We start from the raw sequence: 23890 nt of genomic DNA, 5'->3' as shown, positions 1-23890 counted from the left end.
AATTGTAATTATAAGTGAACAATTAATAAATTCAGTTGAATTAAATAGGTTAATAGTGTATTCACTATTAACCTTTGATGTTTTGTAAATTATTACTTGTTTAGATTAAAAAGAACTACCAAACGCGTGGGATGAAGTCAAAATCCCATGATACTTCGATAGGTTTTTTCCAGAAACGACCCTCCACACCCGTTTCTTTATCAACATGTAGCAAATAACCTTGTTTTTCAGGATTTTCGATAATAAAAGTAATTTTATATTTACCTGCCCCGTCTAATTTTACATTATTACCATAGTGTGGACCGTCGGATGCATTCATGGGCATGAAATTACCTTCAATAATATTATTACTACCGGACTTTTGGATTTTGTATTTGACAGTTAAATAAGGTACAAAATCACCTGCACCATAACCCAATTCATTTCCATCAGCTGCCGAAATATCAGCTTCAAGGTGCATATCTGATTTAGAAGCGGCTAAACCCCCCATACCGGCAGGTTCCATATCCACTGGTTGAAAATAAACAGCAGCAATATGTAATGGCCCAACTGTTACTTCATCACCAATAGGAAATTCTTCAAACCCAGCCACCTCATCAGGTGTTGGAGCGGCAGCGTTGGCAGCCAAAGGGGATAAAGCTAAAATAGATGTGATACCCACGGCTAAAGCTAATTTTTTCATTGATTTTACTCCTTTTGTAATTTAAGCAATGAATTGCAATTAAATTTAATTATGTAATCTATCGCATTATTGATTTACCTTGCGACAACGGAAATAAATGATCGAAATAACAACAAATAAGACCATAACAACTTGCGGAATCAATGTTTCAACAGTTGGATAGATACCCAAAATATCAATCGACTTGACAAAATTGACAGAGGTAACTTTAATGATATCTGCCTCTTGTAATTCTTTAACACCACCGCCAGCAAACACAATTGCCAAAATATACATTAATACACTGGTGCCAATAAAAAATAATTTTAACGGTAATTTCATTAATCGGAATCGAATGACCATAAAAATAGCTGCCAATATTAAGCAACCAATGCCTAATCCTAAAAATACCATGAAGGTATGCTCTTTAGCATCCACAATCATTGCCTGATAAAATAAAATTGTTTCAGCACCTTCACGAAATACCGATAAAAATGCAGCACTACCTAAAGCAAAGCTACTTCCTGTAGCCACCGCTACTTTGGCTTTATCTTCAACATAACTTTTCCATGCTTGTGACTCCGCTTTAGATAACATCCAATTGCTGACAAAGAACAGTACTACGGTAGCAAGTAACATCGCAATCCCTTCGATCATCTCCTGATTAGCACCACTTATGTTGAAAATATACTGGATAGCAATGGCAGCAATGATACTAGCAACTACTGCGGCTAATGAACTTAAATAAACTACTCTGACTAAAGAGTGGTTACCAGAGCGAACCAAATAAGCGGTAATCGCAGCGATCACAAGAATAGCTTCAGTACCTTCACGTAATATGATAACTAAAGCCGCCAGGAATGTACGCCAGCCACTATCCTCTTTGCCATCCAGCTCATTTGCATCTTCATGAAGCATTTTAAGAATAACGTCTATTTCAGTTCGAACCACTTTATTAGGCGCATTATCCGTCATAAGACGTTTAATTTTGGCAAATTGATATTCGGTATCCGTTCCACGCTGCCCTGAAATATAAGACATTACTGCTCGCTCAATACCATGTTTCTCATAAAATCCGAAATAAGCTTTGTTAACCAATTCCTTAGCGCCATCAATATTTTTCATAAAATAGGCATCATAGGATTGATTTAAGATAATATCCATCTCATCAACTAATGCATTCCAGCTTTCATAATTTTTTTTAGTTGCAGCATCTGCGGATGATTGAACCCCCAAACCACATGACAATAATAAAATACAGATTGTTAAAAACCGTTTCACTAATTTGCCCTCTATTTGCCTAATAACATAATGCCAATAGGTTTATCTTTCTCAACCAAATTGAGTTCTTCGCTAATACTCTCTTTTTTTATCGAATGGATATAACGAACATTTAGTTTTAATGCTGCAGCAGTTAAATAGATATTTTGACTCATTGCGCCAACCGCAATTTGACTAAAATCATGCGCTTTCTCATCATCGTTAAACTGATTTAATGCCAAACTATCACTAATAAAAATTAATGAATAAGCCGCACGTCTAACAAAACTTTGTTGCGCAATATCGCTTCGGATATCTTCTTGACTAATTTGTTGAAGATAATGCCCTCGCCAGTGATAAAGGTAGACACCATTTTGTCCTGCAACATAAATCTTAACATAAGGTGGTTGACCAGAAGCAATTGGTATGGTCCATCCCTTCTCTCCACGATTTAAACCACTTGCTGCCCATAACACTGTTGATAATTCTTGATCAGATATATTGCCGATACCAAATGCACCACCTGGTGTTGATGCGCGTTTTTTTAGCGCAGTGAAAATACCGATACCATTTTCCATTTGTGGGGTAGGTAATTGAATATCAGCTTTAGCGACTGTAATAGATGTTAATGAAATAAATAGAATTGTGAACAGTTTTTGGATTAGCCTAAACATGTAACACCTAATTTTCTTTTTAATTATTTGTCGCCTATATTATGGCGATTGGAATTAATTATCAATACTGAATAACAACTATTATCATTTAAATAGCATTAAAATGTCATTGGAAATGAAATAATTATGTTTGAACAGCGTTAATAACACTTTTAAAAAGATTTAATAACCAATTTTTTCTTATTTATCAGTGACTGGTGAGAGATATTAAAGTAAATTATAAAGGTAATTTGGTTGATAAAAAACGTGCTAAACTCGGTCCCAATACTAATACACTAAAAAAACGTAAAATTTGTAATGGCAAAATCACTGCTAAATCCGAATGCGTATCGAGAGCAATTATCACTGATGTATCTAAACCACCTGGGCTAGTCGCTAAAAAACAGGTTAAATAATCTATATCCATGACATAATGCAATAAATATGCTTGACCATAGCAAAAGATTAACATGATAAAAATTGTTAATAAAATTATAGGTAGCGTTTTTAGTGCTAATTTTATAGTAGTTAAATTAAACCGTAAGCCCACAGATAAGCCAATTGTTCCTGAGCATATCATTAATAACCATTGGGGTGTTTCTAATTGAATCACACCATGAATTTGTAAAATCGCGCCAAAAATCATGGGCAGTAAAATACGACCTGAAGGAAACTTAATCAAGTTGGTAATGCAAACACCAGCAATAGCAATTAAAATTGTGTAAATAAGATTGATACTTGGGATAGGAAACAGTTCAACAGGTTGTGATGTTACAATTGATTCATTGCTAAAATAATGCGCAATTAAAGCTAACATCAATACAACAAAGATAACACGTAAATACTGCACTAAGGCTACTAACCTTGGATCGGCACCGTAATCACCGCAAATACCTACCATAGCTGAAGCACCACCTGGCATTATACCCCAAATGGCTGTAGAACCAGGTAACGAAGAAAAACGGCAGACTAACATCCCGAGAATAATACTAATGAATATCGTAGAAAATGTGATGATTATTGCTAATTGCCAATAAGACACGAGATTCACCAATAAATTTGCCGTTATTGCTTCCGCCGTTAGGCATCCAAGAACACCTTGCGATAGATTAAATAGCGACTTCGATACTACAATAGTTGCATTATTTAAACCAAATATAATCCCCGCAAGCATAGGTCCTAATAAAAAGGCTGCTGGTAGCTGGTTCAAATACAATGGCATAGTAATAAGAATACTTATTATGATAACCATAACCCACTGTAATAATTTATTAAATGGTAATTTCATAATTTAACTAAATATTGTTAAAATAATTTTGACATATAAAATATTAACATAAATCAATAACATCGCTGTTACTATATAATGACAATATTTTCATTAGTCTGTTGTCATGTTTTTTAATTATAAAATAATGATTTGATTTATGCTTCAAGGTTGACTATTTAACCATAAAAATAACCACAACCCCTTAATTAACGATTTCTTTACAGTTTTGATTATTAAATCTGCGTTTTTTATCGGATCTTTTCTTTAAACTTACATACAAAACAATAAAAATAGTGCATAATACAGCCTCAATGAAAATTTCATTGTTTTCCTATTCCTTATGTTTGCCCAATATCACTATTGGGCATTTTTTTGTCCGCTTATCCAAATTTTTCTAGAAAATGTTGTGAAAAAAAACAAAGCGATAAAGACAAAATTTCCAGCAAAATAGCCAATCTCATTAATGGATAGATAATGAATAACCAGTCCGCCAACTAACGCACCACCACCAATACCAATATTATAAATTCCTGAATAAATGGCTGTAGCGATATCCGTTGCATCAGGTGCAGCTTCAATTACCTTACTTTGCATTAACATACCAAATATAGTAATAGCAGTCCCCCAGATTAGACAAATAATAATGGCACTATAACTATAAAGGGATACTAGCGAAAATAAGATCAAACTCGTCATCAACATGAATAAAGTAACAAAGAAAATCGTTACTGGGTATTTTTCAGAATATTTCGCGAAAATAATACTACCCAAAATACCACAAAATCCAATACATAAGAGTAAAAAAACCACAAATTTATCATCAAAACCACCAACTTTATGCATAAAAGGCGTGATGTAAGTGTAAACCGTAAAATGCCCCGTTATAACAACGGCAGTTAGAATATAAATATGGATTAATGCTGGTCTGGCAAGCAAAGAAGGTAAGCTATTCAATGATTTTAGATTGTTACTTGGTAAACGCGGTAACAAATAAACCAGACCTATCATTACGGCAAAAGCAACAATACCAATGCACAAAAAAGTCATGCGCCACCCTACTAACTGACCGACCATAGTGCCAAGCGGTACACCTAAAACCGTTGCCATTGAAGTACCTGCAACGATAAACCCCATTGCTTGGGCTTTTTTACCATTTGGTGCCAATCTTACCGCTAATGGTGTGGTTATCGCCCAAAAAACAGCATGTGCACAAGCAATTCCAATTCGCCCTGCTAACAAGCTATAAAAATCCCATGCAAAACCAGCTAAAATATGACTTAAGATAAAGAGAATAAATAAAAAAATAAGCAATTGGCGGCGTTCAAATTTAGCTGTTAGAATGGTTAATGGTAGCGATAACAACGATACCGCCCATGCATATATGGTTATTAATAATCCAGTATTAGAAATAGTCATACCAAAACTTTCAGCAATGTTTGGTAATAACCCAACTGGTACAAATTCCGTAGTATTAAAAATAAATGCCGCAAAAGCTAAACATAAAATGGCAGACCAAGCTTTTGATCGATGAATAATGGGATATAAATGCATGATAGGAAATAATAAAATATTAAGTTAGTGGCGATTATAATCAATTTACTTTTGATTTCCAATCATTCATTTATCCTTCTGTCATACTTAAGTACCATGAATTTTAAAAATAATTTACTTTTATCTAAAATTATTGATTTTTGAAAGTTTAATTCTAGAAGTCATCGCTGCTTCATGAAAATGCTGAGGTTTATAAAACATTAATTATTATTTTTAGTTTGAATTTCATGATGTTAATTTTTCTTTGTCATTAAAGGTGCTAAAATGATAAAACTTTAATAGATAATATTGAGCAACAATTATTATTACGTTTTAATGCCTGAGGTTATAATGGAAAAAGAATTCAATGCGAGAACATCATCCGTTGAGCAAAAACATCAAGCAACACCTTATCAAAAGAAAACACTATTTGCTTCAACAGTCGGCTATGCCTTAGATGGTATGGATATGATGTTACTTGGTTTTTGCTTACCGATGCTTATGAAATATTTCGATTTGACAAAAACTGAAGCAGCAACGCTTAACTCCATTACTTTATTAGGTGCTGTCATTGGTGGTATTATTTTTGGCATAATGGCTGATAAATTTGGTCGAGTCAAAGTCTTCTCATGGACAATTATTATTTTTTCACTATTTACTGGGTTATGTGCCATTTCCCCAAACTATGAAACATTTGCTATATTCCGTTTTTTAAGTGGTTTAGGGTTAGGTGGTGAATTTGGTATTGGTATGACGTTAGTCTCCGAAAGCTGGCCCAAACATAAACGTTCACGAGCAACCGCTATCGTCGCATTAGGTTTTCAGGTTGGCATAGTTTTAGCAACGCTTACAGCAACAAATATTGGTGAAAGTTACGGTTGGCGCTGGGCATTTGCGGTAGGTGTCATACCCGCTTTATTTGTTGCCTGGACACGCAAAGGGTTAAAAGAACCCGAAATTTGGCAAAATCTTAAAGAAGATAAAAAAAACAAGATTGCTTTAAATAAGTTATTTATAACGCCTCGAACGTCTTTGACAACAATAGGATTAACCATTGCTTGTGCTGTGCAAAACTTTGGCTTCTATGGTTTAATGGTGTGGATGCCAACCATGATTGCTAATGAGTTAGAATTGCCATTTAAAAATACAACTTTTTGGACAATATCTACTACCACCGGTATGGTATTGGGGATTATTGTCTTTGGTTGGTTGTGCGATAAATTAGGTCGTCGTCCATCTTATATCGGATTTTTAATAATTTCAGCTATTTCAATTTGGTTTTATTTCCAACAAACTGATATGACTATTTTAATTATATTCGGTTCTGTTATAGGATTTTTTGTTAATGGTATGATGGGTGGTTATGGTGCATTACTAGCCGAACACTACCCAACTGATGCCCGTTCCAGTGCCGAAAATATAATCTTTAATGTTGGTCGAGGGGTCGCCGGCATAGCTCAAGTCTTAATTGGATATCTTGCGGCTCAATACTCAATCAGTTATGCATTAGCTTTACTATCCATTGCTTATTTAATATCGGCATGTGCATTTGGTTTCTTAATTCCTGAAACCAAAGGTAAAACTTTAGAATAAATTAACCAAATATTAAGTTACGCACGATAATGCGTAACTTTTTTTAAAATTACCTTTCGTTTTAAATTTATCCACTTTTTTAATTTAATTTTTATATTTAAATTCTATTTTTATGTGTTTTCAATTGTTTTATAATGCGATTTAAGAATAAAAGCATAATAAAAATTAAATTAGTTTAAATGAAAAAGATTTTAGCCATTCTATTAATTATAGTTACCCAATTGAGCTGTACCGCTAACGAATATCAACACTTAAAAACGGCGGTTAATTCTTCCAATTCTAAAAACGCTTTTAGGACACTAGCCAAGCAAAAAGCTCGGCAATATGCTCAAAATCCTAATTTACTCCATGAGGATATTAAAAAATTGGAAAATATAACTAAAGCATTTAGCGATTTAAAAAAGTCGGTATCTAAAACCTGGGGTGAACATGATGCTAAAGAACCAAGTGCCAAGGAGTATGTAAAATATACTAATAATTATAAAAGTCGCGCTATTATTGACTATGAAAAAGGGATGATAAATATTGGTACGATTGATACGAATAACCTGAATAAAAATCTTAAAGATGCCATCATCATGACTTTGCTGATGCCGAATGATCCAAACGCCACCGATTTATTTAATACCAATAACATTAAACTAGGTGGCGAACCTTATCTTTACGGAGAAGTGGTTGATCATGAGGGGCAAACCATTCGTTGGCAATGGCGCGCTAGTAGATTCGCAGATTATTTAATTCAAAATGGCGTTAAAAGGTATCAATTAAAAAATAATAAAACAGCTTATTATGTACAAATCCCAATGCTCAAAAAACACACTAATATTCGAGCTAATAAATATCACGCTATTGTCACAAAATACGCTCAAAAATATCATGTTGATGAAAAACTAATTTATGCCATTATCAAAACGGAAAGTGATTTCAACCAATACGCGATTAGTAAAAGTGGTGCAGTGGGTTTAATGCAAATTATGCCTAATACCGCAGGAGTTGACGCTTATCAAGCTATTTACAAAAAAAATGGCAAACCTAATCGAGAATATCTTTTTGATCCTGAAAATAATATTCATATGGGAACAGTTTATATCGATATTTTAAAAAATCGTTATTTACAAGGCGTAAAACATCAAATTAGTAATGAATATTGTGTGATTAGTGCTTATAACGGTGGAGCAGGAACTGTTCTAGCTACGTTTAATAAAGATCGCAATCAAGCTATTGCCATGATTAATCATAAAACACCAAAGGAAATATATCGCATATTAACCACACAAGTTAAAGCCAAAGAAACTCGCGACTATCTAATAAAAGTCATTAATAATAAACAATATTTTTAGTGTATGTGAGACTTTAACGCACTCTCTAAACAATATTAACAGATGAAACTTTTCAAATTTATTTAAATGATGATTGGTGAGGTTATGTAATGACTGGAAATTTATATCCTAAAAAACGGTTCGAATCCGTTATTAGCGACACACTTTGGCATAAAAAAAATTGTTCATTACAAATTTAGGATAATATAACAGTATCCTTATTGAAGTTTCATCATTAAAATATTATATAAAACAATGAGATGTTAACTTTGTAAATGAAAATTATACTGAGGTGGATTTATGGCTATACAACGATGGGTATTATTACCAGATGGAACTAAAGTCCCAGCATTAGGACAAGGAACATGGTTTATGGGAGAATCTTCATCCCAACAACAGCAAGAAATTTCAGCTTTAAAACTGGGTATTGAACATGGTTTAACATTAATCGATACGGCAGAAATGTATGCTGATGGTGGTGCAGAAATTATTGTAGGTAAAGCTATTAAAGGTGTGCGAGATAAAATATTTCTTGTCAGTAAGGTGTTACCGTCTAATGCATCATATCAAAAAACGCTTCAAGCATGTCATAATAGCTTGAAACGATTACAAACAGATTATCTAGATATGTATTTGCTTCATTGGCGAGGCTCTGTTCCCTTAACCGAAACTTTTGATGCCTTACAAACTTTAGTTGAACAAGGCAAAATTAAACGTTGGGGGGTGAGTAATTTTGATTTAGATGATTTACTCGAAGTAGAATCTTATGTTGACCAGCATCAAATTATGACTAATCAAGTCTTATATAATTTGAGTCGAAGAGGCATTGAATTTGATTTACTGCCATGGAGTCGTAAAAAATCCCTACCAATAATGGCTTATTCACCAATTGAGCGTGGTCGAATATTGACACATCAAGCACTAATTGATATGGCTAATCAATATCAAGCTTCACCTGCACAGATTGCTTTAGCATGGGTTCTACAAAAAGAAAACGTTGTCGCAATTCCCAAAGCATCGTCAACAACTCATGTTATAGATAATATAAAATCACTTAATATTACTTTAAGTGCTGAAGACTTAATCATTTTGGATAAAACCTTTCCGGTTCCAAAACATAAAATTCCATTAGAAATGCATTAAACTTAATTATGATTTATAACTTTTTCTAAAGTGATTCTTTTTATTGATTTGAAAGAGCATTAGAATCTTAATTATTACGTAGACAATATTACATCAAATCAGTTAGTATACCGTTTATTAGCTATTGGCGACAATAAGACGACCAACATGATTACACTATCATTTTGGTCATTATAAAAATAAGGGCAAATAATTTGAAAAAAATTTTAACTATATCAACTTTAGCCTGTTTACTTATAGCTTGCTCAGGCACTAAGTCAACCGATCCTAATTGGCGACCCGATCTTACTCATGCAGATTTTGGTTCATATCCAACTAATTATCCTGAAATCATAAAAAAATGGGGTAAAAAGTTTTTTGACAACCCAAAATCAATTAATTATTTATCAATCAGTTCGCCTCGTGAAGAATATTTAGTAACGGATTCAGAAAATCAGGAAGCCATTTATGGTTATTCGGTTTGTGCAAATATTAATGGTATAAAAAATGAAGGTTACTATAAACCATTTAAAAAATATTGGTTTTTTATTCGTAATGGCAAAGTTATAGAACACCGTGACATCGATTTTGCATATAATAAAGTTATTTATCGAGAACATAAAGTTAATTGTGATGATAAAGATTAATCAGCGATTACGATATTCCTTATAGTAGAATAAATCTTGTCATTTATTAAGTTGATTTTGCAGTTCAGATGATATAGATAGTATCAAGTTAGGTCATAGTATAAATATGGCTAACTTGGCATTATTAATAAATACCATTCATGCGTTAAATAATTAACAGTACAACATTATACAAGCCTTAGAGCATGGTAAGATGATGTATTTAACCTCTGTCTAAGCTAATTCGTTACACTATTTAATTTAGTAACGTATCATAATCCAAATATTTATAAACACTAAAATATAACCCACCATTTTATGATGTCAAATTAGCTTATCTCTAATTTTATTACGATGAAAAGATTCCCCCAGATTTAACTATTTTGATTACATACTTACAATAAATATCTTCTAGTTTGGCAAGATCAGTTTCAGCTATTGAATAGATGGTTTATAAACCATCACTTTATTTGTTAAAACATTTATGGGTCAATAAACCTTTGTAGGTTTTTGATATTAATCATATTTATAAAATGATCTTAACTTATAGTTAGTCCTTAATTAAATCATTTATAAAAAAATCAATCAGTAAAAATGATCAATAAGTTAATCACACTTAACATAGTAATAGCCAGAAAAATATTAAAATTTATTTAGTTGAACATCAGCGGTTTTTTTCGTTTGGTCAAACAACTAACCAAAAGATTGAGTGCATAACAGATTATAAAATAGACAACAATGACAAATAAAAATATCTCTGTTGGATATACCATACTTCTATTATTCACTTTAGTGGCTAAAAAAGTAAATTCAGCGACACTGACAATGTATGCTAAAGAACTATCTTTAATCAATGATACCCATTGATTGACAAATGATGGCATCATCATTCTTATTGCCTGTGGCAAAATGATATAACGAATAACTTGTTGGCGGTTAAGTCCCAAAGAATACGCTGCTTGCCATTGCTCAACGGAGACTGTTATCATTCCAGCATAAACAGCATAAGCAATATAAGCGCTTCCAATTAACGCTAAAGCCAGTATTACCGTTGCTATGGCAGGGACATCCACATTGAATATCATCGGTAATAGAAAAAAAGTCCAAAAAATTAACATTAAAATAGGTATAGCACGTAAAAAACTAAGTATTAATACTAACAATTTATGTTGCCATCCGATCAAAATGGTTAAACCAATACCGGCAATAACTCCAAACACAGAAGCAATAATGATAGCACTTAAGCTTAAGATGAGTGTTAATATAATGCCACCAATGGAACCTTCCGGATAATTCCCCCATACAAAATAGGCTAAATTATTCTTTATGACAATAAATCCATCACTAAAGCTACTCAAGTCCATTATCGCTTTCCTTTTTCTAATAATCGCTGATGATAAAAATTTCCAAATGTTCCTACCATAATAATGGCCATTATATAAATCATTGTTGTATAAGCATAATCTTGAAACGTTTTTAAAGTTTCTGTTTCAATTTGTTGTGATACATAGGAAAGTTCTAATACCCCAATAGCCATAGTCAAAGATGAATTTTTGATAATGTTCATATATTGACCAACTAATGCAGGGAACGAAATTTGCCATGCCTGCGGTAAGATAATAAAGCGAAAACTTTGCCAATGGGATAATCCTAAAGCAAATGCGGCACTGAGTTGACCTTGTTTTACCCCTTGCATACCGGCTCTAAATTCTTCAGCAATAAAGGCTGTGGAATAAAATGTTAAGCCAGTCAATCCCATAATAAATTCAAATGATGGCATGGTTATTCTTAAATACCCTAAATCAATAGCTGGTTCATCAAATAACCATAATTTAAATTCTAACGGTAAAATGTTACCTATACCAAAGTACCAAAAGAATAATTGTGGTAATAATGGTGAGTAACGAAAAATGCCATTATAACAACGGATTAAAATTCGGATAACTCGATACTGACTTTGGCTTAAAATAGCCAGTAAAAAACCGAAAATAGTTGAAAATAGGATGGTTAAAAAAGAAATCATTATCGTAACGATAAAGCCATCCCATAACCAGCCTAAATAACGGGGTGCTAATAACTGTTCAGACATTTCTTGAAAAAACATAATTGACTCTGATTAATCGAAAATATCGTCCATAGCGACATTACCGTTAGGATTAGTAAAATTAATTTCAGTATTAAGTTACTAATATAGTGATCCATCACCAATTTTGAAATCACCTCTTGGCATTGCTGATGATGTCTGTGGCCCAAACCATCGATTATAAATGGTTAGCGCTTCGCCATCTTGTTCCAGTGCTAACAGTATTTGATTAACCTTTTCCTTTAATCGGGTTTCTCCCTTTGGCAACCCGACGGCTTGATACTCTTTGGTAATACTAAATGGTGAAATTTCGAATTCATCGCGTTGAACTTGTGGAATATTCGCCAGTAATCCTACTAATTTGGCATCATCTTGCGTAATCGCTTGTACAACCCCATTACGTAAAGCAGCAAATGCAAATGGTGTATCATCATAAGATATCACTTTCGCTGTTGGATATTTTTCGCGTAAGGTGATTTCCATAACGGTTCCTTTATCAGCTCCAATGCGTAAAGTTTTTATATCATCTGGTGTTTTTATTACACCTTTTTTTGCGATAAATTTTTGACCAGTCGCAAAATACGGTACACTAAAGTCAACTGCTTTAGAACGTTCCTCTGTAACAGTAAAATTAGCAACAATTAAATCTGCTTTCTGGGAAATTAATAGCGGTATTCTATTGGCTGGATTGGTTGATACTAATTTGAGTTTTAAATTCAACGCATTAGCTATTGCCATAGCGTAATCCACATCAAGACCAATAATTTGATTAGTTTTTTCATCAATATAGCCAAAAGGTGGGTTACTATCAAAGACAGCAATTTTTATCTCACCGCGTTTTTCAATATCATCTAATCGATCGGCATAAGCATAATTTATTGCTACAGCATTAGCTAATAAAGTTAATCCTATTGTTAAGTTTTTCAAAAAATTTTTTAGCTTAAATATCATTGTTTTACCCTCATTTACCATTTGATTAAAGTTTAACAATGAACACTATAAATACTAAATAACTTAAAATTACATCGTTATAACTGGTTATTATATTAAACAATGTCACGATTAATTGATCGTGTTGATGTTATTCTTATTAATCGCCGAATCGATACATGGGATTTCACTTTTTTTATCACTACTTCACTTATGCCCTTTCTTTATAACAATATTCCTATTCTTCATAATATGAGAGCAATTGTTTTGTTAAACTGAATCAATCAATTCTTTTCAGGACATACTATGGCTATCTATTTGAATATCATTTTATTTATTCTTTTATTGAGTGGTCTGATTTATCTTCAGCTTCATTTTAAAAATTGGTCTTTATCACGTAAGGTTTTTATCGCATTAATATTGGGGTTAGCGTTCGGTATTATATTACAATTAATCTACCATAACGTTAATACCACTATTATCCATCAGTCAGTTGAATGGTTTAATATCATTGGCAATGGCTACGTTAAACTTTTACAAATGGTCGTCATGCCACTCATTTTTGTTTCTATACTGAGTGCCGTAGCCAAACTCCATAACGCTTCTTCACTGGGAAAGATTAGTTGTTCTGTCATTAGCCTTTTATTATTCACCACATTTATCTCAGCTATTGTGGCGATATTAGTTTCGTATTTATTTAATCTTTCTGCTGATGGATTAGCTTTAGGTTCACTGGAACAAACAAGAGCAATTAAATTACAAGATATCAAAAATAATTCACTTGATTCATTAAATATTCCCAATATGATTCTGGCTTTTATACCAAGCAATCCTTTTCAAGATTTAGCTGGCCTAAGATCAACATCAATAATGGGTGTAGTAATTTTTAGCGTTTTCCTTGGCATTGCCGCTTTAAAACTAATCAATGATAATCCAGAAAATGGTACCACATTACTATCGGGCATAAATCTTATTCAACAATGGATTATGAAATTGGTGCGAATTATTATTCAATTAACCCCTTTTGGTATTTTTGCTCTAATGACAAAAATGGCAGCCACTTCAGACGCAAAAAGTATTATTTCGTTGGGAATCTTTATTATTGCTTCATATACCGCGATAGCTATTATGTTTATTATTCACGGATTTTTAATTGCTTTATTTGGTGAATCATTCATCGGCTACTTTAAAAAAATAATACCAGTAATGAGTTTTGCCTTTACCAGCCGCTCCAGTGCCGCATCGATTCCGTTGAATATTCAAACTCAAGAAAAACGGTTTGGTGTATCAAAAAGTATTGCGAGTTTTGCAGCATCATTTGGTGCCACGATTGGGCAAAATGGTTGTGCTGGTATTTATCCTGCGATGCTAGCGATGATGATTGCCCCAACGGTAAACATAGAATTGAATTTATCATTTATGATTATGTTAGTTTTAGTTGTAACCATAAGTTCGATCGGAGTTGCTGGTGTTGGCGGAGGCGCTACATATGCGGCATTAATTGTTTTACCAGTGATGGGCTTACCGATTGAACTCGTCGCGCTTTTAATATCGATTGAACCTATTATCGATATGGGAAGAACTGCCTTAAATGTTAGTGGATCCATGACAGCAGGTATCATAACAAGTCATTTACTTAATCAAATAGATAAAAATCAAATTGAAGTAAATTAAACTATTGCTAAGCCAATAAGATAGATAATATTGGCTTTTTTATAAATAATTCAAAATAATCTCTATCACATTAAAAGACATGTCTATGATCGTTAATCATAAACATTTTGGCGAATTAAATTGACACTGAGTATATAACCAAATTAACTATTTGATTATGCAAATAAAACAACAAAATATTCAACATTATGACATTGTGAAGAGCAATTTCGTATCCTATTCTCAAATAAATCTAGTTCAATTCCTGTCAGCATTGTTTGCATCGCTAATATATATTTTCTCTACATAATTTTATAAGTTTTATAGCTTCTCCACACGAATACGTTAATTTTGCCAAATGAATCAAAGATCGCATACAATCATAATTTTTTTACTGCGATATATTCTTAAAAAGAATAACTTTTAAGTACCTGATATTGATCTTGATAGTTTTTTGTTTACCTAAATTTGTCATTGCTGAATCAATCATGAGATTATCGTTATCATTAACAACCAGCTCAAACTGTATGATTTCAAGTCTGTCTGACTTATTGCTTGTTTTATAATTGAACATTACTTTATGACAGGACCAATTTCACCATTGGGGTTAATATATCAATAAGGGTATATTGTGTTTTACGATCAATGTCAGTGATTTGTTTTCGCGACACAAGGTGAAGTCATTTTAATAGCTGGTTTAATCAATATCTTTAGCACATCTTTTTATATTAATTTTTGATATATTTTTAAAATAACTTACCTTGCTCTTTGATAAGTTGTCATGCCAAATTGATAATAAATCTATTCTGATTTTTTCACATCATAGCTTTATTTAAAATAAAGAGATCAAAGTTTAATACATTGAAAATTTTTCACTGAAATATCTGTTTTGATAAAACAATCAAAATCGATTTCAGTTTTTTCAAGTGTCTGGATTAAATCCTCCTTGGTCATTGCATAATCACGACGTAATTTAATATTGCCCCATGATTGCATACCTTTTTTAACTTCCGCTGTAATCTCGTACATCATTTTCCTATCATCCTTATCATTTTTATAAAACAAAGAATCTATTCTTTGATTTAATTATTATTAATAACATTTTATTATATTTGTCGCCAAAATACTGTATATACATACAGTATTTTCTAACAATTTTTACTGTTTGTCAATGACAGCTCTAACTATAAATAAATTATTCCAAAATCGGATAGATAACATTAATGAATAATATAAGTCGAAGAATTAAGACAAAAAGAGAACCGTTAGATTTAATAGAACGCGAAGTGGCTGAACAAGTTTTAATAAAACAACAATCCTATCAGGCTATAAAATCAGCTGAAACCAAAAAACCAAGAAATTTATATGAACTATCGATTACGCTTAATTGTGAAATAGCGTGGTTACTTAGTGAAAAGAAAAAAAATTAATAATGTAGAAATATTATCTCATCAGATACCTCTTATTATTTATTTGCAAGCAGCGATGTTACGAGAAATCTGGGAATTTCAAGGTTCAACAGGATTTGATTATATTATGACTTCATTAGCATTATCAGGGAGGCATTTGCGTTAAAAATAAAAAGTGACACAATGAAACCAGAGTTTAAAGAATGTGATATTGTATTTATTGATCCTGCAGCGAAACCTACATCTGATGATGTTTATCACAGCAATGTATGGCGAAGCGGAAGCAACTTTTAAAAAATAACGTGAACTGGGTATGATAATCAAAATAGAATGCAATTTGAACTTATTCGATTGAATCCCAATTACACAAAATTGAATATATTAAACCAAGAAATTAGACTTATCGGTACCATGGTAGAGCATAGAATATGCCGACGTAAAAGATAGTATCAGTCAATACCAAGTGAAAATTTAGAGGAAATATTATATAAATTGTTTTTGGAATAGCTATTGAGTTTTGTAATCTTTTCTCAGTATCCCAAAATATTATTCTGATAAAAATTTGATACCCTTTATCTTAATACAATTTTAATTGTGAAACTAAAATGTATTTATTAATTGATCATCAAGATAAAAGTTAAAATCTTAGAAAACAAAAGATATTTGACTCGTTAGTTGAAATAAAACACAACAATTCAAACTTAATCTTCAATTATTTAGCACAGTGTTTAGTAATAAATTTATTATCATTCCCTTGAATGTTGGTAATCAAACGATTTCGATCACATTCCCATTTGATCGGTGGATATAACTTATCCCATGCTGTCATCAATTGTTGTTCTTGTTTTGATAAATTAATTTGATATTTATCAGACATATAAAAGTAGGTTCGTGCAATAATTCCCCGTATCTCATCTCGTGGTTGAAACTTACGTTGTTTAAAATCAACTGCTGATTTACATTGTCCATATTGATGAAATTCACGCGTAAATTGTGAATAACGGTAATTTGATCTGTCACCATTTATCTCACCTATGGATGGCTGCAAATTATGCATATCCCCTTCCATTTGATTAAATAAGATATCTTTTTTACATGCTTTACGCCCACCATTTTGCCAACACGATAAATGTCGTCCAAAATTTTCGGCTGGCATAACATGCTCCCATTCAATACGTTGAGCTCGATTTTGATTTTTTCGTACTTGATAACCGCATTTATTAAAGTTCACCATGTGCTTTTTATCATTTAAATTAAATTCACAACCACAATAAAATGTCGTTTGTTCGGCGTTATCATTATACAGTTTTACCAAATTGGATTTGGCATTATTAAAATTCTGTTTATTTAGTGTGTTAGATGTATTTTGTTGAACTGGGTTAATTGATGGAGATAAATATTGGCTCGTGACATGATCTATTTTGCAAATCTTATCTGCAGATATGCAGGAATTGCCACAGGGAATGCCCTGCTTACAATTTTTTGCATGTACTATAAGAGGTAAGCTGAAAACAAGCATTAAGATAACTTTTTTCACAAAATCCTTTTCCCCCTAACCAGTCAATCCTATGACATTTGCTAATTATCTTAATAGAAATTTATTGAATTATCAGCATAAAAAAAGACGCCTCATTGAGCGCCTTAATTACAACATACTTTAAATTTTGGCGGAACGGACGGGGCTCGAACCCGCGACCCCCTGCGTGACAGGCAGGTATTCTAACCAACTGAACTACCGCTCCGCGTAACTATTTAAACTTTTAGATTAAAATTTAAAATATACTTTATACAAGCTGTTTGATAAAGTAGACGCATAATAATCATTTACATCAAAATCGTCAATATAAATTTACCGTAGCAATTTTGTTTGTACATTAATTCAACATGTAGCAAGTAAATTATATTACTTACGCCATATTGATCCACCACTTTTTTTATCTATCTTATCAAGTGATTTTGCATGTTCTTCAAGTTCGATTTCAGAAGCGCGGATAATCTTTAAGTTAAACTGTTCGCGTTGAATTTTTTCTAATGGCAATGGTTGAGCTACGTTATGATTAGTGCTATTTTCTTCATGACTAAATGACAAAATAGTTTGCCCCCCTGTCATTGCTAAGTAAACTTCAGCTAGAATTTCAGCATCTAATAATGCACCATGCAAAGTTCGATGAGAATTATCAATTTGATAACGTTCACATAACACATCTAAATTATTTCGTTTCCCTGGAAAAATCCGCCTTGCCATTGCTAAGGTATCGGTTACTAAACAATGCGAAGCGGTAACAAAATCAATACCAGCTGTTCTAAATTCATAATCCATAAATCCAACATCGAACGTGGCATTATGAATAACTAATTCGGCACCATCAATAAAAGCGATAAAGTCATCAGCTATAGTTTTAAATAATGGCTTGTCTTTAAGAAACTCATCACTAATACCATGTACAGCAAATGCTTCTGGATCAACTTGGCGTTCAGGATTAATATAGACATGAAAATGATTGCCGGTAAGACGCCGATTAATGACTTCAACAGCACCAATTTCGATAATTTTGTGACCTTCATAGTGGTTTTTACCATTTTGGTTCATACCAGTGGTTTCAGTATCAAGAACTATCTGTCTTTCAGGGGTTAAGATATTGTTATTTTTCATAAAATCACATTAATACTTTTCATTATGTTTTAAATCTGTAATATAGTTTACCTTTTATTTATCAATTACCCAATGTTCTTTTCAATATGCTAAAAAAAATCGAAATCTTTACTGATGGTTCATGTTTAGGTAATCCTGGACCAGGTGGTTATGCTGCTATATTAAGATATAAACGTACTGAACGTGTTATCACTCAGGGTTATACACTTACCACCAATAATCGCATGGAATTATTGGCTGCTATTGTCGCTTTAGAGGCCTTAAAACAAAAATGTGCTGTCACGCTTTATTCTGATAGCCAATATTTACGTAATGGTATTTTAAAATGGATTGTTAACTGGAAAAAAAATGGTTGGAAAACCACTAATAAAAAAGCGGTAAAAAATGCCGACTTATGGCGCCGCCTTGATGATGTCGTGGCTCACCATCAAATCGATTGGCAGTGGGTTAAAGGTCATGCCGGTCACGAAGAAAATGAGCGTTGCGACATTCTCGCTAAAGAAGCAGCTAATCAACCATCACTCAGTGATGACGGCTTTATTCAGGACAATAAATAAAAAATTAGATTTCTTATGTTTTTATATTAGATCGTGCTTAATCACCAACATCTTATTAACTAACGGAGGAAAAATGTTACATAGAGTTCCTGCTTTAAAAGATAACTACATATGGTTATTAGAAACATCCAAGAAACGCGTAGTCATTGTCGATCCTGGAGAATCAAAACCTGTCATCGATTATCTCGTTAATCACCATTTGACACCAGTTGCTATTATTCTTACCCATCATCATAAAGATCATATTGATGGTGTAATGGCGCTTTTACAACATTATCGGACTATTAAAGTTTATGGTCCATTAGAGGTGCCATTACCAATCACCCATATTTCTGATAAAGCTGAATTCTTCATTGATGAACAATTATTTAATATTATTCCTGTTCCAGGTCATACATTAGGTCATATTGCATATTATTGTGCACCCTATTTATTTTGTGGTGATACGTTATTTTCCGCTGGCTGTGGAAGCGTTTTTGAAAGATCATATCAACCAATGTACCAATCACTCAACAAATTAAAACAACTTCCCAATGATACGATAGTATGTCCTGCTCATGAATACACAATAAATAATTTACAATTTGCTCTCACCATTCTTCCTGACGATAGATTGATAAAAACCTATTACCAGCAGATACGGAATCAGCTCATTACACTACCGACAACCATGCTTAAAGAAAAGCAAATAAATTTATTTTTACGATGTGATGAGCAAAATTTACAACATCATTTTAATATTAGCAATGCATTAGATCTTTTTACTTTTTTGCGGATCCAAAAAGATAATTTTTAGGTATAATAACCGCCATTTTTATATACTAAAAATAAATACTAATGAAAAAGTTTATTGTCACTACTTTACTTATAGGATTATTAGTTGGCTGTCAGTCATCATCGACAGGCCAACAACGTTTAAAATATCGCAATAACTTGTCTAAATTAAATGCCAGTTCATCTTTGATTAGCCAAGATCCTTGGAACTTTGTCCAAAAGCAATTGCACATTAATATTCCAGAAAATAAACGAATTCAAGCGGAAAAGCAAAAAATTCTAAAAAATCGTGTTTCATTAGAAACCAATTTGCAGCGTTCTGAACCCTATATATACTATATAGTCAAACAACTTAATGAACGTAAAATGCCGGTTGAATTAGCGCTTATTCCTGTAATTGAAAGCTCCTATAATCAATTAGCAACCTCTCATGCTAAGGCTGCCGGGCTATGGCAAATCGTTCCCATTACGGCCAAGCAATATGGTCTGGAACAAAACAGATACTTCGATTCAAGACGAGATTTTATTCAATCAACTGATGCAGCCATAAATCTATTACAATATCTTAATCAACGTTTTGATGGTGATTGGTTATTAACCATTGCTGCCTATAATGCTGGCGAAAGCCGTATACGTAAAGCAATTAAATGGAATCAAGATAAGAAATTACCGACTAATTTTTGGGCACTTAATTTATCAAAAGAAACCATGCAATATGTTCCAAAATTTCTCGCTTTAGTTGATGTTCTAAAAAATAATGAGCAATATAAACTGTCTTTACCAACATGTGAATATGAAAATTCTCTTGTACGAATTGAATTAACTCAGCAAATTAGTTTAGAAAAGATAGCGCAGTATTCAGGAATTTCGCTCGATGAATTATTAGAATATAATGCTGCCTACCTTAAAAAGGTAGTTAAAGGTGGCTCATATCATCTGTTTATCCCAACAGCATATGCTGACAACTTAATTACAAAACTTAAAGAGTTACAATTAGCCTCACCTAACATTGTTGATTTGATGTATTTAGAAAACATTAACCATTCGATGCCAAATTCGTTTGATGCAATCGCGCTGACTAACAACAAATATATTAAAATTAATGATATTGATATTCGTTTTTATGAAAAAGAACATTTACGTTATAGTCAAATAATTTATCAAGTTAAAAATGGTGATAATCTTTATAAAATTGCCAAGAATTATAAAGTTAAAGTTAACGAACTCATTAAGTGGAATAAGCTGACAAATAGCAATAAACTTAAACCCGGGGATAAATTAACTATCAACATTGAAAACCGTTAATAATTATTAAAGTTATTAGAAAAAAATTTCTCACATGAAGATTCAATTATATGCTTTGTTTTTTTAGTTAATTAATAATAAAATCAACCAATAACGGATTATGATCGGATGCATCGGTATGAATTATTTTCGCTTGGTCTATGGCTAAATCTCGATAAAACACAAAATCTAATGGTCGTCCCATAAATGTTTTGCGCATATCGCTTGTAAAATTAACCATTTTTAAATTGCTCATGCGAATCAAACGATAAAGTATATGCAAACGTTGTCTACTCCAAGAATTAAAATCACCCGCCAAAATAATTGGTCCTTCATGGGTGGCAAGTTGATTTAATAATAACTTAATTTGTTGATTATATATTTTAATTCCTAAACTAAAGTTTACTGCATGAATGTTAGCGACTAACAATGTTTTTTGATTTTCTAACAATTGATATTGTGTGATCAAGGCAGATTTAGGAATACGAATTAAAGGTTCTTTTTCTTTAAACCCTATAGCATTTATTGGTGTAACATTAGAAACAGTCATCACACCAGAATAGACATCTTTAAATGTATAAGCAGGAACTTGATCGGCAATTTTATGATTGCGATGAATAAAATTTATTAATTGAGGGGTAGTTTGAGCCTCTTGCAACAAAAGTAATGCTGTTGTGTTAGCATATGTATCCAAAAAATGAATACATTCGGATCGCTTTTGTTTAAAAATATTCCACACTAAAATACTGAGTCGTTTTGAATCCACAATTGATGTCGGCAGAAAATTCATTTCGTTCGGTTCAACCAGTTTTGCGGTTTGTCCTGATTGATAGCGGATCACATAATCAGTATCGAATAATAATTTATTCATTTTAAATATATGCATAATAAGCTACCAATATGTTTATTTATTCACTTGCTGAATGTAATCATCAAATGACAATTGTTGTTGCTGCTCTTTAGTAGTTTGCTTTAATAATGATTGATTACGTTGGGAAATGAAGTCATTCTCAGTCAAGATCTGTAACGGTTCTGCATTAAGCTGTTGTTTATATTGCTTGGCTAAAGCTGTACCAAACTTTGCTGTTCCCATATCACTTATTGCTTGTAGGGTACGTGCAGACAAAGTTAGTTCGGGATGATCAAACATAACATCTAAATGCTCACAAACGTGATGATAACGGCGTTGTGAGTCTTTATGATCTAATACATCAGCAACACGTAATAAATCTTTAAATAAATCGTGACCGACTTTTGCTAAAGGTTCATGGTAATTACCGCATCCCAAACTAATGATCTGATTAGGTTTACGCCCCTCCATAATGACTCGATTCCAATTGACTTTAGCACATTGCAACTCATCACTGGTCATTTCTGGTGCCGGCGCTATGGCACACCAAATTAAAAAAAGATCAATAAATCGAATTTGTTCTTCAGTAATACCAATTGGTGAAAAAGGATTGATATCTAAAGAACGTACTTCTATATATTCTATCCCCCCTCTCAATAACGCTGCAGATGGAGTTTCACCTTTTTTAGGTACACGTTTTGGTCTTATTGGTGCATAAAATTCATTTTCTATTTGCAAAACATTATCATTAATTTGGCGATAAATTCCATTAACTTTCACGCCAATTTGACTGAATCGTTCCGAACGAGTATGTGTCGCTTTGCGTAAACCATCTACATAAGTTTGTAGATCATTAAACGTTATGCCTAATTGTTTCTGAGCATCGTTGGTATAACCAATATCACTTAATCTTAAAGACGTTGCATAAGGTAAAAAGCAACTGCCATTGGTTTGTTTTGAAAATTCAGCTAATTTTTGCGGATCTTTAATGAATGATTGACATACCGATGGAGAAGCACCAAATAAATACGGAATAACCCAACCAAATCGATAATAATTGCGGATCAATTTTAAATAACCATCTGATATGACCTCTTTTCCTTCCTCAGCATTTTTAATGCCGTCTTTAGCTTGCCAAAAAGCCGTTGGTAAAGAAAAATTATAGTGCACACCCGAAATAATTTGCATCATCGCCCCATAACGATTTTTCAATCCTTCTCTGTAAAGCGTTTTTAATCGACCTTCATTTGAATTACCGTATTGAGCCAAAATTATATCAGTTTCATTACCAACAAAGCAGGGCATACTTAATGGCCACATTAGCTCATCATGAATTTGTATGTTGGCATACCGATGTAAATCACGTAAAAATGTTAGTGTATATTCGATATTAGTATTAACTGGCGAGATAAATTCAAGCATGGATTCAGCAAAATCAGTTGTAATCCAGGGATGTGTCAAAGCTGAACCAATTTCAGTGGGAAATGGTGTTGGTGACAAACTACCATCAGGCCGGATCCTTAACGTCTCTCGTTCAACGCCACGTTGAATCCCCTCCAGAATAGTATAATGTTTTTCAAGCCATGCTAATGATTTTGATACATCTGGAATCATAATATTGTTCTTCCTACTTAAATTTAATCTTTACCATATTAGCATAATA

Annotated in this window: 23 protein-coding genes and 1 tRNA gene; 10 read left to right on the top strand and 14 right to left on the bottom strand. The window is 32.6% G+C overall.

Translation table 11 applies throughout. The features are described from left to right. Positions 1-115: 115 nt before the first annotated feature. From FcAc13_RS03570 to FcAc13_RS03550, 5 genes are all read right to left on the bottom strand, one after another. Complete coding sequence (locus tag FcAc13_RS03570) at positions 116-682, bottom strand: iron transporter (protein WP_187754807.1); 567 nt, start codon at positions 680-682, stop codon at positions 116-118. A 66-nt stretch (positions 683-748) separates the two neighbouring features. Then, positions 749-1942, bottom strand: coding sequence for an FTR1 family iron permease (locus tag FcAc13_RS03565; protein ID WP_223064513.1), 1194 nt, complete (start codon positions 1940-1942; stop codon positions 749-751). A gap of 11 nt (positions 1943-1953) precedes the next feature. Next, on the bottom strand, positions 1954-2595 hold the full coding sequence (locus FcAc13_RS03560; RefSeq protein ID WP_187754806.1) for a nitroreductase family protein: 642 nt from the start codon (positions 2593-2595) through the stop codon (positions 1954-1956). Between the two features lie 217 nt (positions 2596-2812). Continuing rightward, complete coding sequence (locus tag FcAc13_RS03555) at positions 2813-3862, bottom strand: AbrB family transcriptional regulator (protein ID WP_187754805.1); 1050 nt, start codon at positions 3860-3862, stop codon at positions 2813-2815. Positions 3863-4201: 339 nt separating this feature from the next. Beyond that, complete coding sequence (locus FcAc13_RS03550) at positions 4202-5395, bottom strand: sugar transporter (RefSeq protein ID WP_187754804.1); 1194 nt, start codon at positions 5393-5395, stop codon at positions 4202-4204. A 330-nt stretch (positions 5396-5725) separates the two neighbouring features. On the opposite strand from FcAc13_RS03550, the gene FcAc13_RS03545 reads away from it, so the two are divergent. From FcAc13_RS03545 to FcAc13_RS03530, 4 genes are all read left to right on the top strand, one after another. Continuing rightward, positions 5726-6967, top strand: a complete 1242-nt coding sequence (locus tag FcAc13_RS03545) for an MFS transporter (RefSeq protein WP_187754803.1) — start codon at positions 5726-5728, stop codon at positions 6965-6967. 179 nt (positions 6968-7146) lie between these two features. Further along, the gene (locus tag FcAc13_RS03540) at positions 7147-8307 is read left to right on the top strand and encodes a murein transglycosylase domain-containing protein (protein ID WP_187754802.1); all 1161 of its coding nucleotides are present in this window, start codon (positions 7147-7149) and stop codon (positions 8305-8307) included. Positions 8308-8586: 279 nt separating this feature from the next. Continuing rightward, positions 8587-9429 carry an aldo/keto reductase gene (locus FcAc13_RS03535; protein WP_187754801.1) on the top strand — a complete coding sequence of 281 codons (843 nt, stop codon included), beginning with the start codon at positions 8587-8589 and terminating at the stop codon, positions 9427-9429. Between the two features lie 194 nt (positions 9430-9623). Next, positions 9624-10055, top strand: a complete 432-nt coding sequence (locus FcAc13_RS03530; protein WP_187754800.1) for a hypothetical protein — start codon at positions 9624-9626, stop codon at positions 10053-10055. 632 nt (positions 10056-10687) lie between these two features. On the opposite strand, the gene FcAc13_RS03525 is transcribed toward FcAc13_RS03530, so the two are convergent. The 3 genes from FcAc13_RS03525 to FcAc13_RS03515 all read right to left on the bottom strand — a co-directional run bounded on the left by FcAc13_RS03525 (position 10688) and on the right by FcAc13_RS03515 (position 13068). Then, on the bottom strand, positions 10688-11398 hold the full coding sequence (locus FcAc13_RS03525; RefSeq protein ID WP_187754799.1) for an amino acid ABC transporter permease: 711 nt from the start codon (positions 11396-11398) through the stop codon (positions 10688-10690). Then, positions 11398-12138: an amino acid ABC transporter permease gene (locus tag FcAc13_RS03520; protein WP_187754798.1), complete on the bottom strand. Its 741-nt coding sequence runs from the start codon at positions 12136-12138 to the stop codon at positions 11398-11400. The genes FcAc13_RS03525 and FcAc13_RS03520 overlap by 1 nt, the downstream gene beginning before the upstream one ends. An 81-nt stretch (positions 12139-12219) precedes the next feature. Further along, positions 12220-13068, bottom strand: a complete 849-nt coding sequence (locus FcAc13_RS03515; protein ID WP_187754797.1) for an ABC transporter substrate-binding protein — start codon at positions 13066-13068, stop codon at positions 12220-12222. A gap of 285 nt (positions 13069-13353) precedes the next feature. Here FcAc13_RS03515 and FcAc13_RS03510 point away from each other — a divergent pair, with 285 nt between their 5' ends. After that, complete coding sequence (locus tag FcAc13_RS03510; RefSeq protein WP_187754796.1) at positions 13354-14721, top strand: L-cystine transporter; 1368 nt, start codon at positions 13354-13356, stop codon at positions 14719-14721. A gap of 825 nt (positions 14722-15546) precedes the next feature. Here the strand turns inward: FcAc13_RS03510 and FcAc13_RS03505 are convergent. Then, complete coding sequence (locus FcAc13_RS03505; RefSeq protein ID WP_187754795.1) at positions 15547-15732, bottom strand: hypothetical protein; 186 nt, start codon at positions 15730-15732, stop codon at positions 15547-15549. 191 nt (positions 15733-15923) lie between these two features. On the opposite strand from FcAc13_RS03505, the gene FcAc13_RS03500 reads away from it, so the two are divergent. Continuing rightward, the gene (locus tag FcAc13_RS03500) at positions 15924-16130 is read left to right on the top strand and encodes a helix-turn-helix domain-containing protein (RefSeq protein WP_187754794.1); all 207 of its coding nucleotides are present in this window, start codon (positions 15924-15926) and stop codon (positions 16128-16130) included. A 114-nt stretch (positions 16131-16244) separates the two neighbouring features. Beyond that, positions 16245-16403 (top strand): S24 family peptidase, encoded by a 159-nt coding sequence (locus FcAc13_RS12085; RefSeq protein WP_343066769.1) that lies wholly within the window; start codon positions 16245-16247, stop codon positions 16401-16403. 418 nt (positions 16404-16821) lie between these two features. Here FcAc13_RS12085 and FcAc13_RS03495 read toward each other — a convergent pair whose 3' ends face one another. The 3 genes from FcAc13_RS03495 to dnaQ form a co-directional block, all read right to left on the bottom strand. Beyond that, positions 16822-17646, bottom strand: a complete 825-nt coding sequence (locus FcAc13_RS03495; protein WP_220679644.1) for an endonuclease — start codon at positions 17644-17646, stop codon at positions 16822-16824. A 128-nt stretch (positions 17647-17774) separates the two neighbouring features. Next, positions 17775-17851 (bottom strand) — tRNA-Asp (locus FcAc13_RS03490). A gap of 161 nt (positions 17852-18012) precedes the next feature. Beyond that, positions 18013-18762: a DNA polymerase III subunit epsilon gene (gene dnaQ, locus FcAc13_RS03485; protein WP_187754793.1), complete on the bottom strand. Its 750-nt coding sequence runs from the start codon at positions 18760-18762 to the stop codon at positions 18013-18015. An 86-nt stretch (positions 18763-18848) separates the two neighbouring features. Between dnaQ and rnhA the strand changes: the two genes are divergently transcribed. The 3 genes from rnhA to FcAc13_RS03470 all read left to right on the top strand — a co-directional run bounded on the left by rnhA (position 18849) and on the right by FcAc13_RS03470 (position 21398). Beyond that, on the top strand, positions 18849-19319 hold the full coding sequence (gene rnhA, locus FcAc13_RS03480; RefSeq protein WP_187754792.1) for a ribonuclease HI: 471 nt from the start codon (positions 18849-18851) through the stop codon (positions 19317-19319). A 73-nt stretch (positions 19320-19392) separates the two neighbouring features. Continuing rightward, positions 19393-20115: a hydroxyacylglutathione hydrolase gene (gene gloB / locus FcAc13_RS03475; RefSeq protein WP_187754791.1), complete on the top strand. Its 723-nt coding sequence runs from the start codon at positions 19393-19395 to the stop codon at positions 20113-20115. A gap of 41 nt (positions 20116-20156) precedes the next feature. Further along, positions 20157-21398 (top strand): transglycosylase SLT domain-containing protein, encoded by a 1242-nt coding sequence (locus tag FcAc13_RS03470; RefSeq protein ID WP_187754790.1) that lies wholly within the window; start codon positions 20157-20159, stop codon positions 21396-21398. Between the two features lie 67 nt (positions 21399-21465). Here FcAc13_RS03470 and FcAc13_RS03465 read toward each other — a convergent pair whose 3' ends face one another. Then, entirely contained in the window at positions 21466-22263 is a 798-nt protein-coding gene (locus FcAc13_RS03465; RefSeq protein ID WP_220679641.1) for an endonuclease/exonuclease/phosphatase family protein, read from the bottom strand. A gap of 18 nt (positions 22264-22281) precedes the next feature. Beyond that, positions 22282-23841, bottom strand: coding sequence for a glutamate--cysteine ligase (gene gshA / locus FcAc13_RS03460; RefSeq protein ID WP_187754789.1), 1560 nt, complete (start codon positions 23839-23841; stop codon positions 22282-22284). Positions 23842-23890: the final 49 nt, after the last annotated feature.

This window comes from Frischella japonica (assembly GCF_014489845.1).
Classification (GTDB): Bacteria; Pseudomonadota; Gammaproteobacteria; order Enterobacterales; family Orbaceae; genus Frischella; species Frischella japonica.
This window is presented reverse-complemented; position numbering and strand designations above follow the sequence as displayed.

Excerpts from the sequence above, each read along its gene's own strand:
- FcAc13_RS03570 (WP_187754807.1), bottom strand. The coding sequence starts at position 682 with ATGAAAAAATTAGCTTTAGCCGTGGGTATCACATCTATTTTAGCTTTA.
- FcAc13_RS03560 (WP_187754806.1), bottom strand. The coding sequence starts at position 2,595 with ATGTTTAGGCTAATCCAAAAACTGTTCACAATTCTATTTATTTCATTA.
- FcAc13_RS03555 (WP_187754805.1), bottom strand. The coding sequence starts at position 3,862 with ATGAAATTACCATTTAATAAATTATTACAGTGGGTTATGGTTATCATA.
- FcAc13_RS03550 (WP_187754804.1), bottom strand. The coding sequence starts at position 5,395 with ATGCATTTATATCCCATTATTCATCGATCAAAAGCTTGGTCTGCCATT.
- FcAc13_RS03545 (WP_187754803.1), top strand. The coding sequence starts at position 5,726 with ATGGAAAAAGAATTCAATGCGAGAACATCATCCGTTGAGCAAAAACAT.
- FcAc13_RS03540 (WP_187754802.1), top strand. The coding sequence starts at position 7,147 with ATGAAAAAGATTTTAGCCATTCTATTAATTATAGTTACCCAATTGAGC.
- FcAc13_RS03535 (WP_187754801.1), top strand. The coding sequence starts at position 8,587 with ATGGCTATACAACGATGGGTATTATTACCAGATGGAACTAAAGTCCCA.
- FcAc13_RS03525 (WP_187754799.1), bottom strand. The coding sequence starts at position 11,398 with ATGGACTTGAGTAGCTTTAGTGATGGATTTATTGTCATAAAGAATAAT.
- FcAc13_RS03520 (WP_187754798.1), bottom strand. The coding sequence starts at position 12,138 with ATGTTTTTTCAAGAAATGTCTGAACAGTTATTAGCACCCCGTTATTTA.
- FcAc13_RS03515 (WP_187754797.1), bottom strand. The coding sequence starts at position 13,068 with ATGATATTTAAGCTAAAAAATTTTTTGAAAAACTTAACAATAGGATTA.
- FcAc13_RS03510 (WP_187754796.1), top strand. The coding sequence starts at position 13,354 with ATGGCTATCTATTTGAATATCATTTTATTTATTCTTTTATTGAGTGGT.
- FcAc13_RS03505 (WP_187754795.1), bottom strand. The coding sequence starts at position 15,732 with ATGATGTACGAGATTACAGCGGAAGTTAAAAAAGGTATGCAATCATGG.
- FcAc13_RS03500 (WP_187754794.1), top strand. The coding sequence starts at position 15,924 with ATGAATAATATAAGTCGAAGAATTAAGACAAAAAGAGAACCGTTAGAT.
- dnaQ (WP_187754793.1), bottom strand. The coding sequence starts at position 18,762 with ATGAAAAATAACAATATCTTAACCCCTGAAAGACAGATAGTTCTTGAT.
- rnhA (WP_187754792.1), top strand. The coding sequence starts at position 18,849 with ATGCTAAAAAAAATCGAAATCTTTACTGATGGTTCATGTTTAGGTAAT.
- gloB (WP_187754791.1), top strand. The coding sequence starts at position 19,393 with ATGTTACATAGAGTTCCTGCTTTAAAAGATAACTACATATGGTTATTA.
- FcAc13_RS03470 (WP_187754790.1), top strand. The coding sequence starts at position 20,157 with ATGAAAAAGTTTATTGTCACTACTTTACTTATAGGATTATTAGTTGGC.
- FcAc13_RS03465 (WP_220679641.1), bottom strand. The coding sequence starts at position 22,263 with ATGCATATATTTAAAATGAATAAATTATTATTCGATACTGATTATGTG.
- gshA (WP_187754789.1), bottom strand. The coding sequence starts at position 23,841 with ATGATTCCAGATGTATCAAAATCATTAGCATGGCTTGAAAAACATTAT.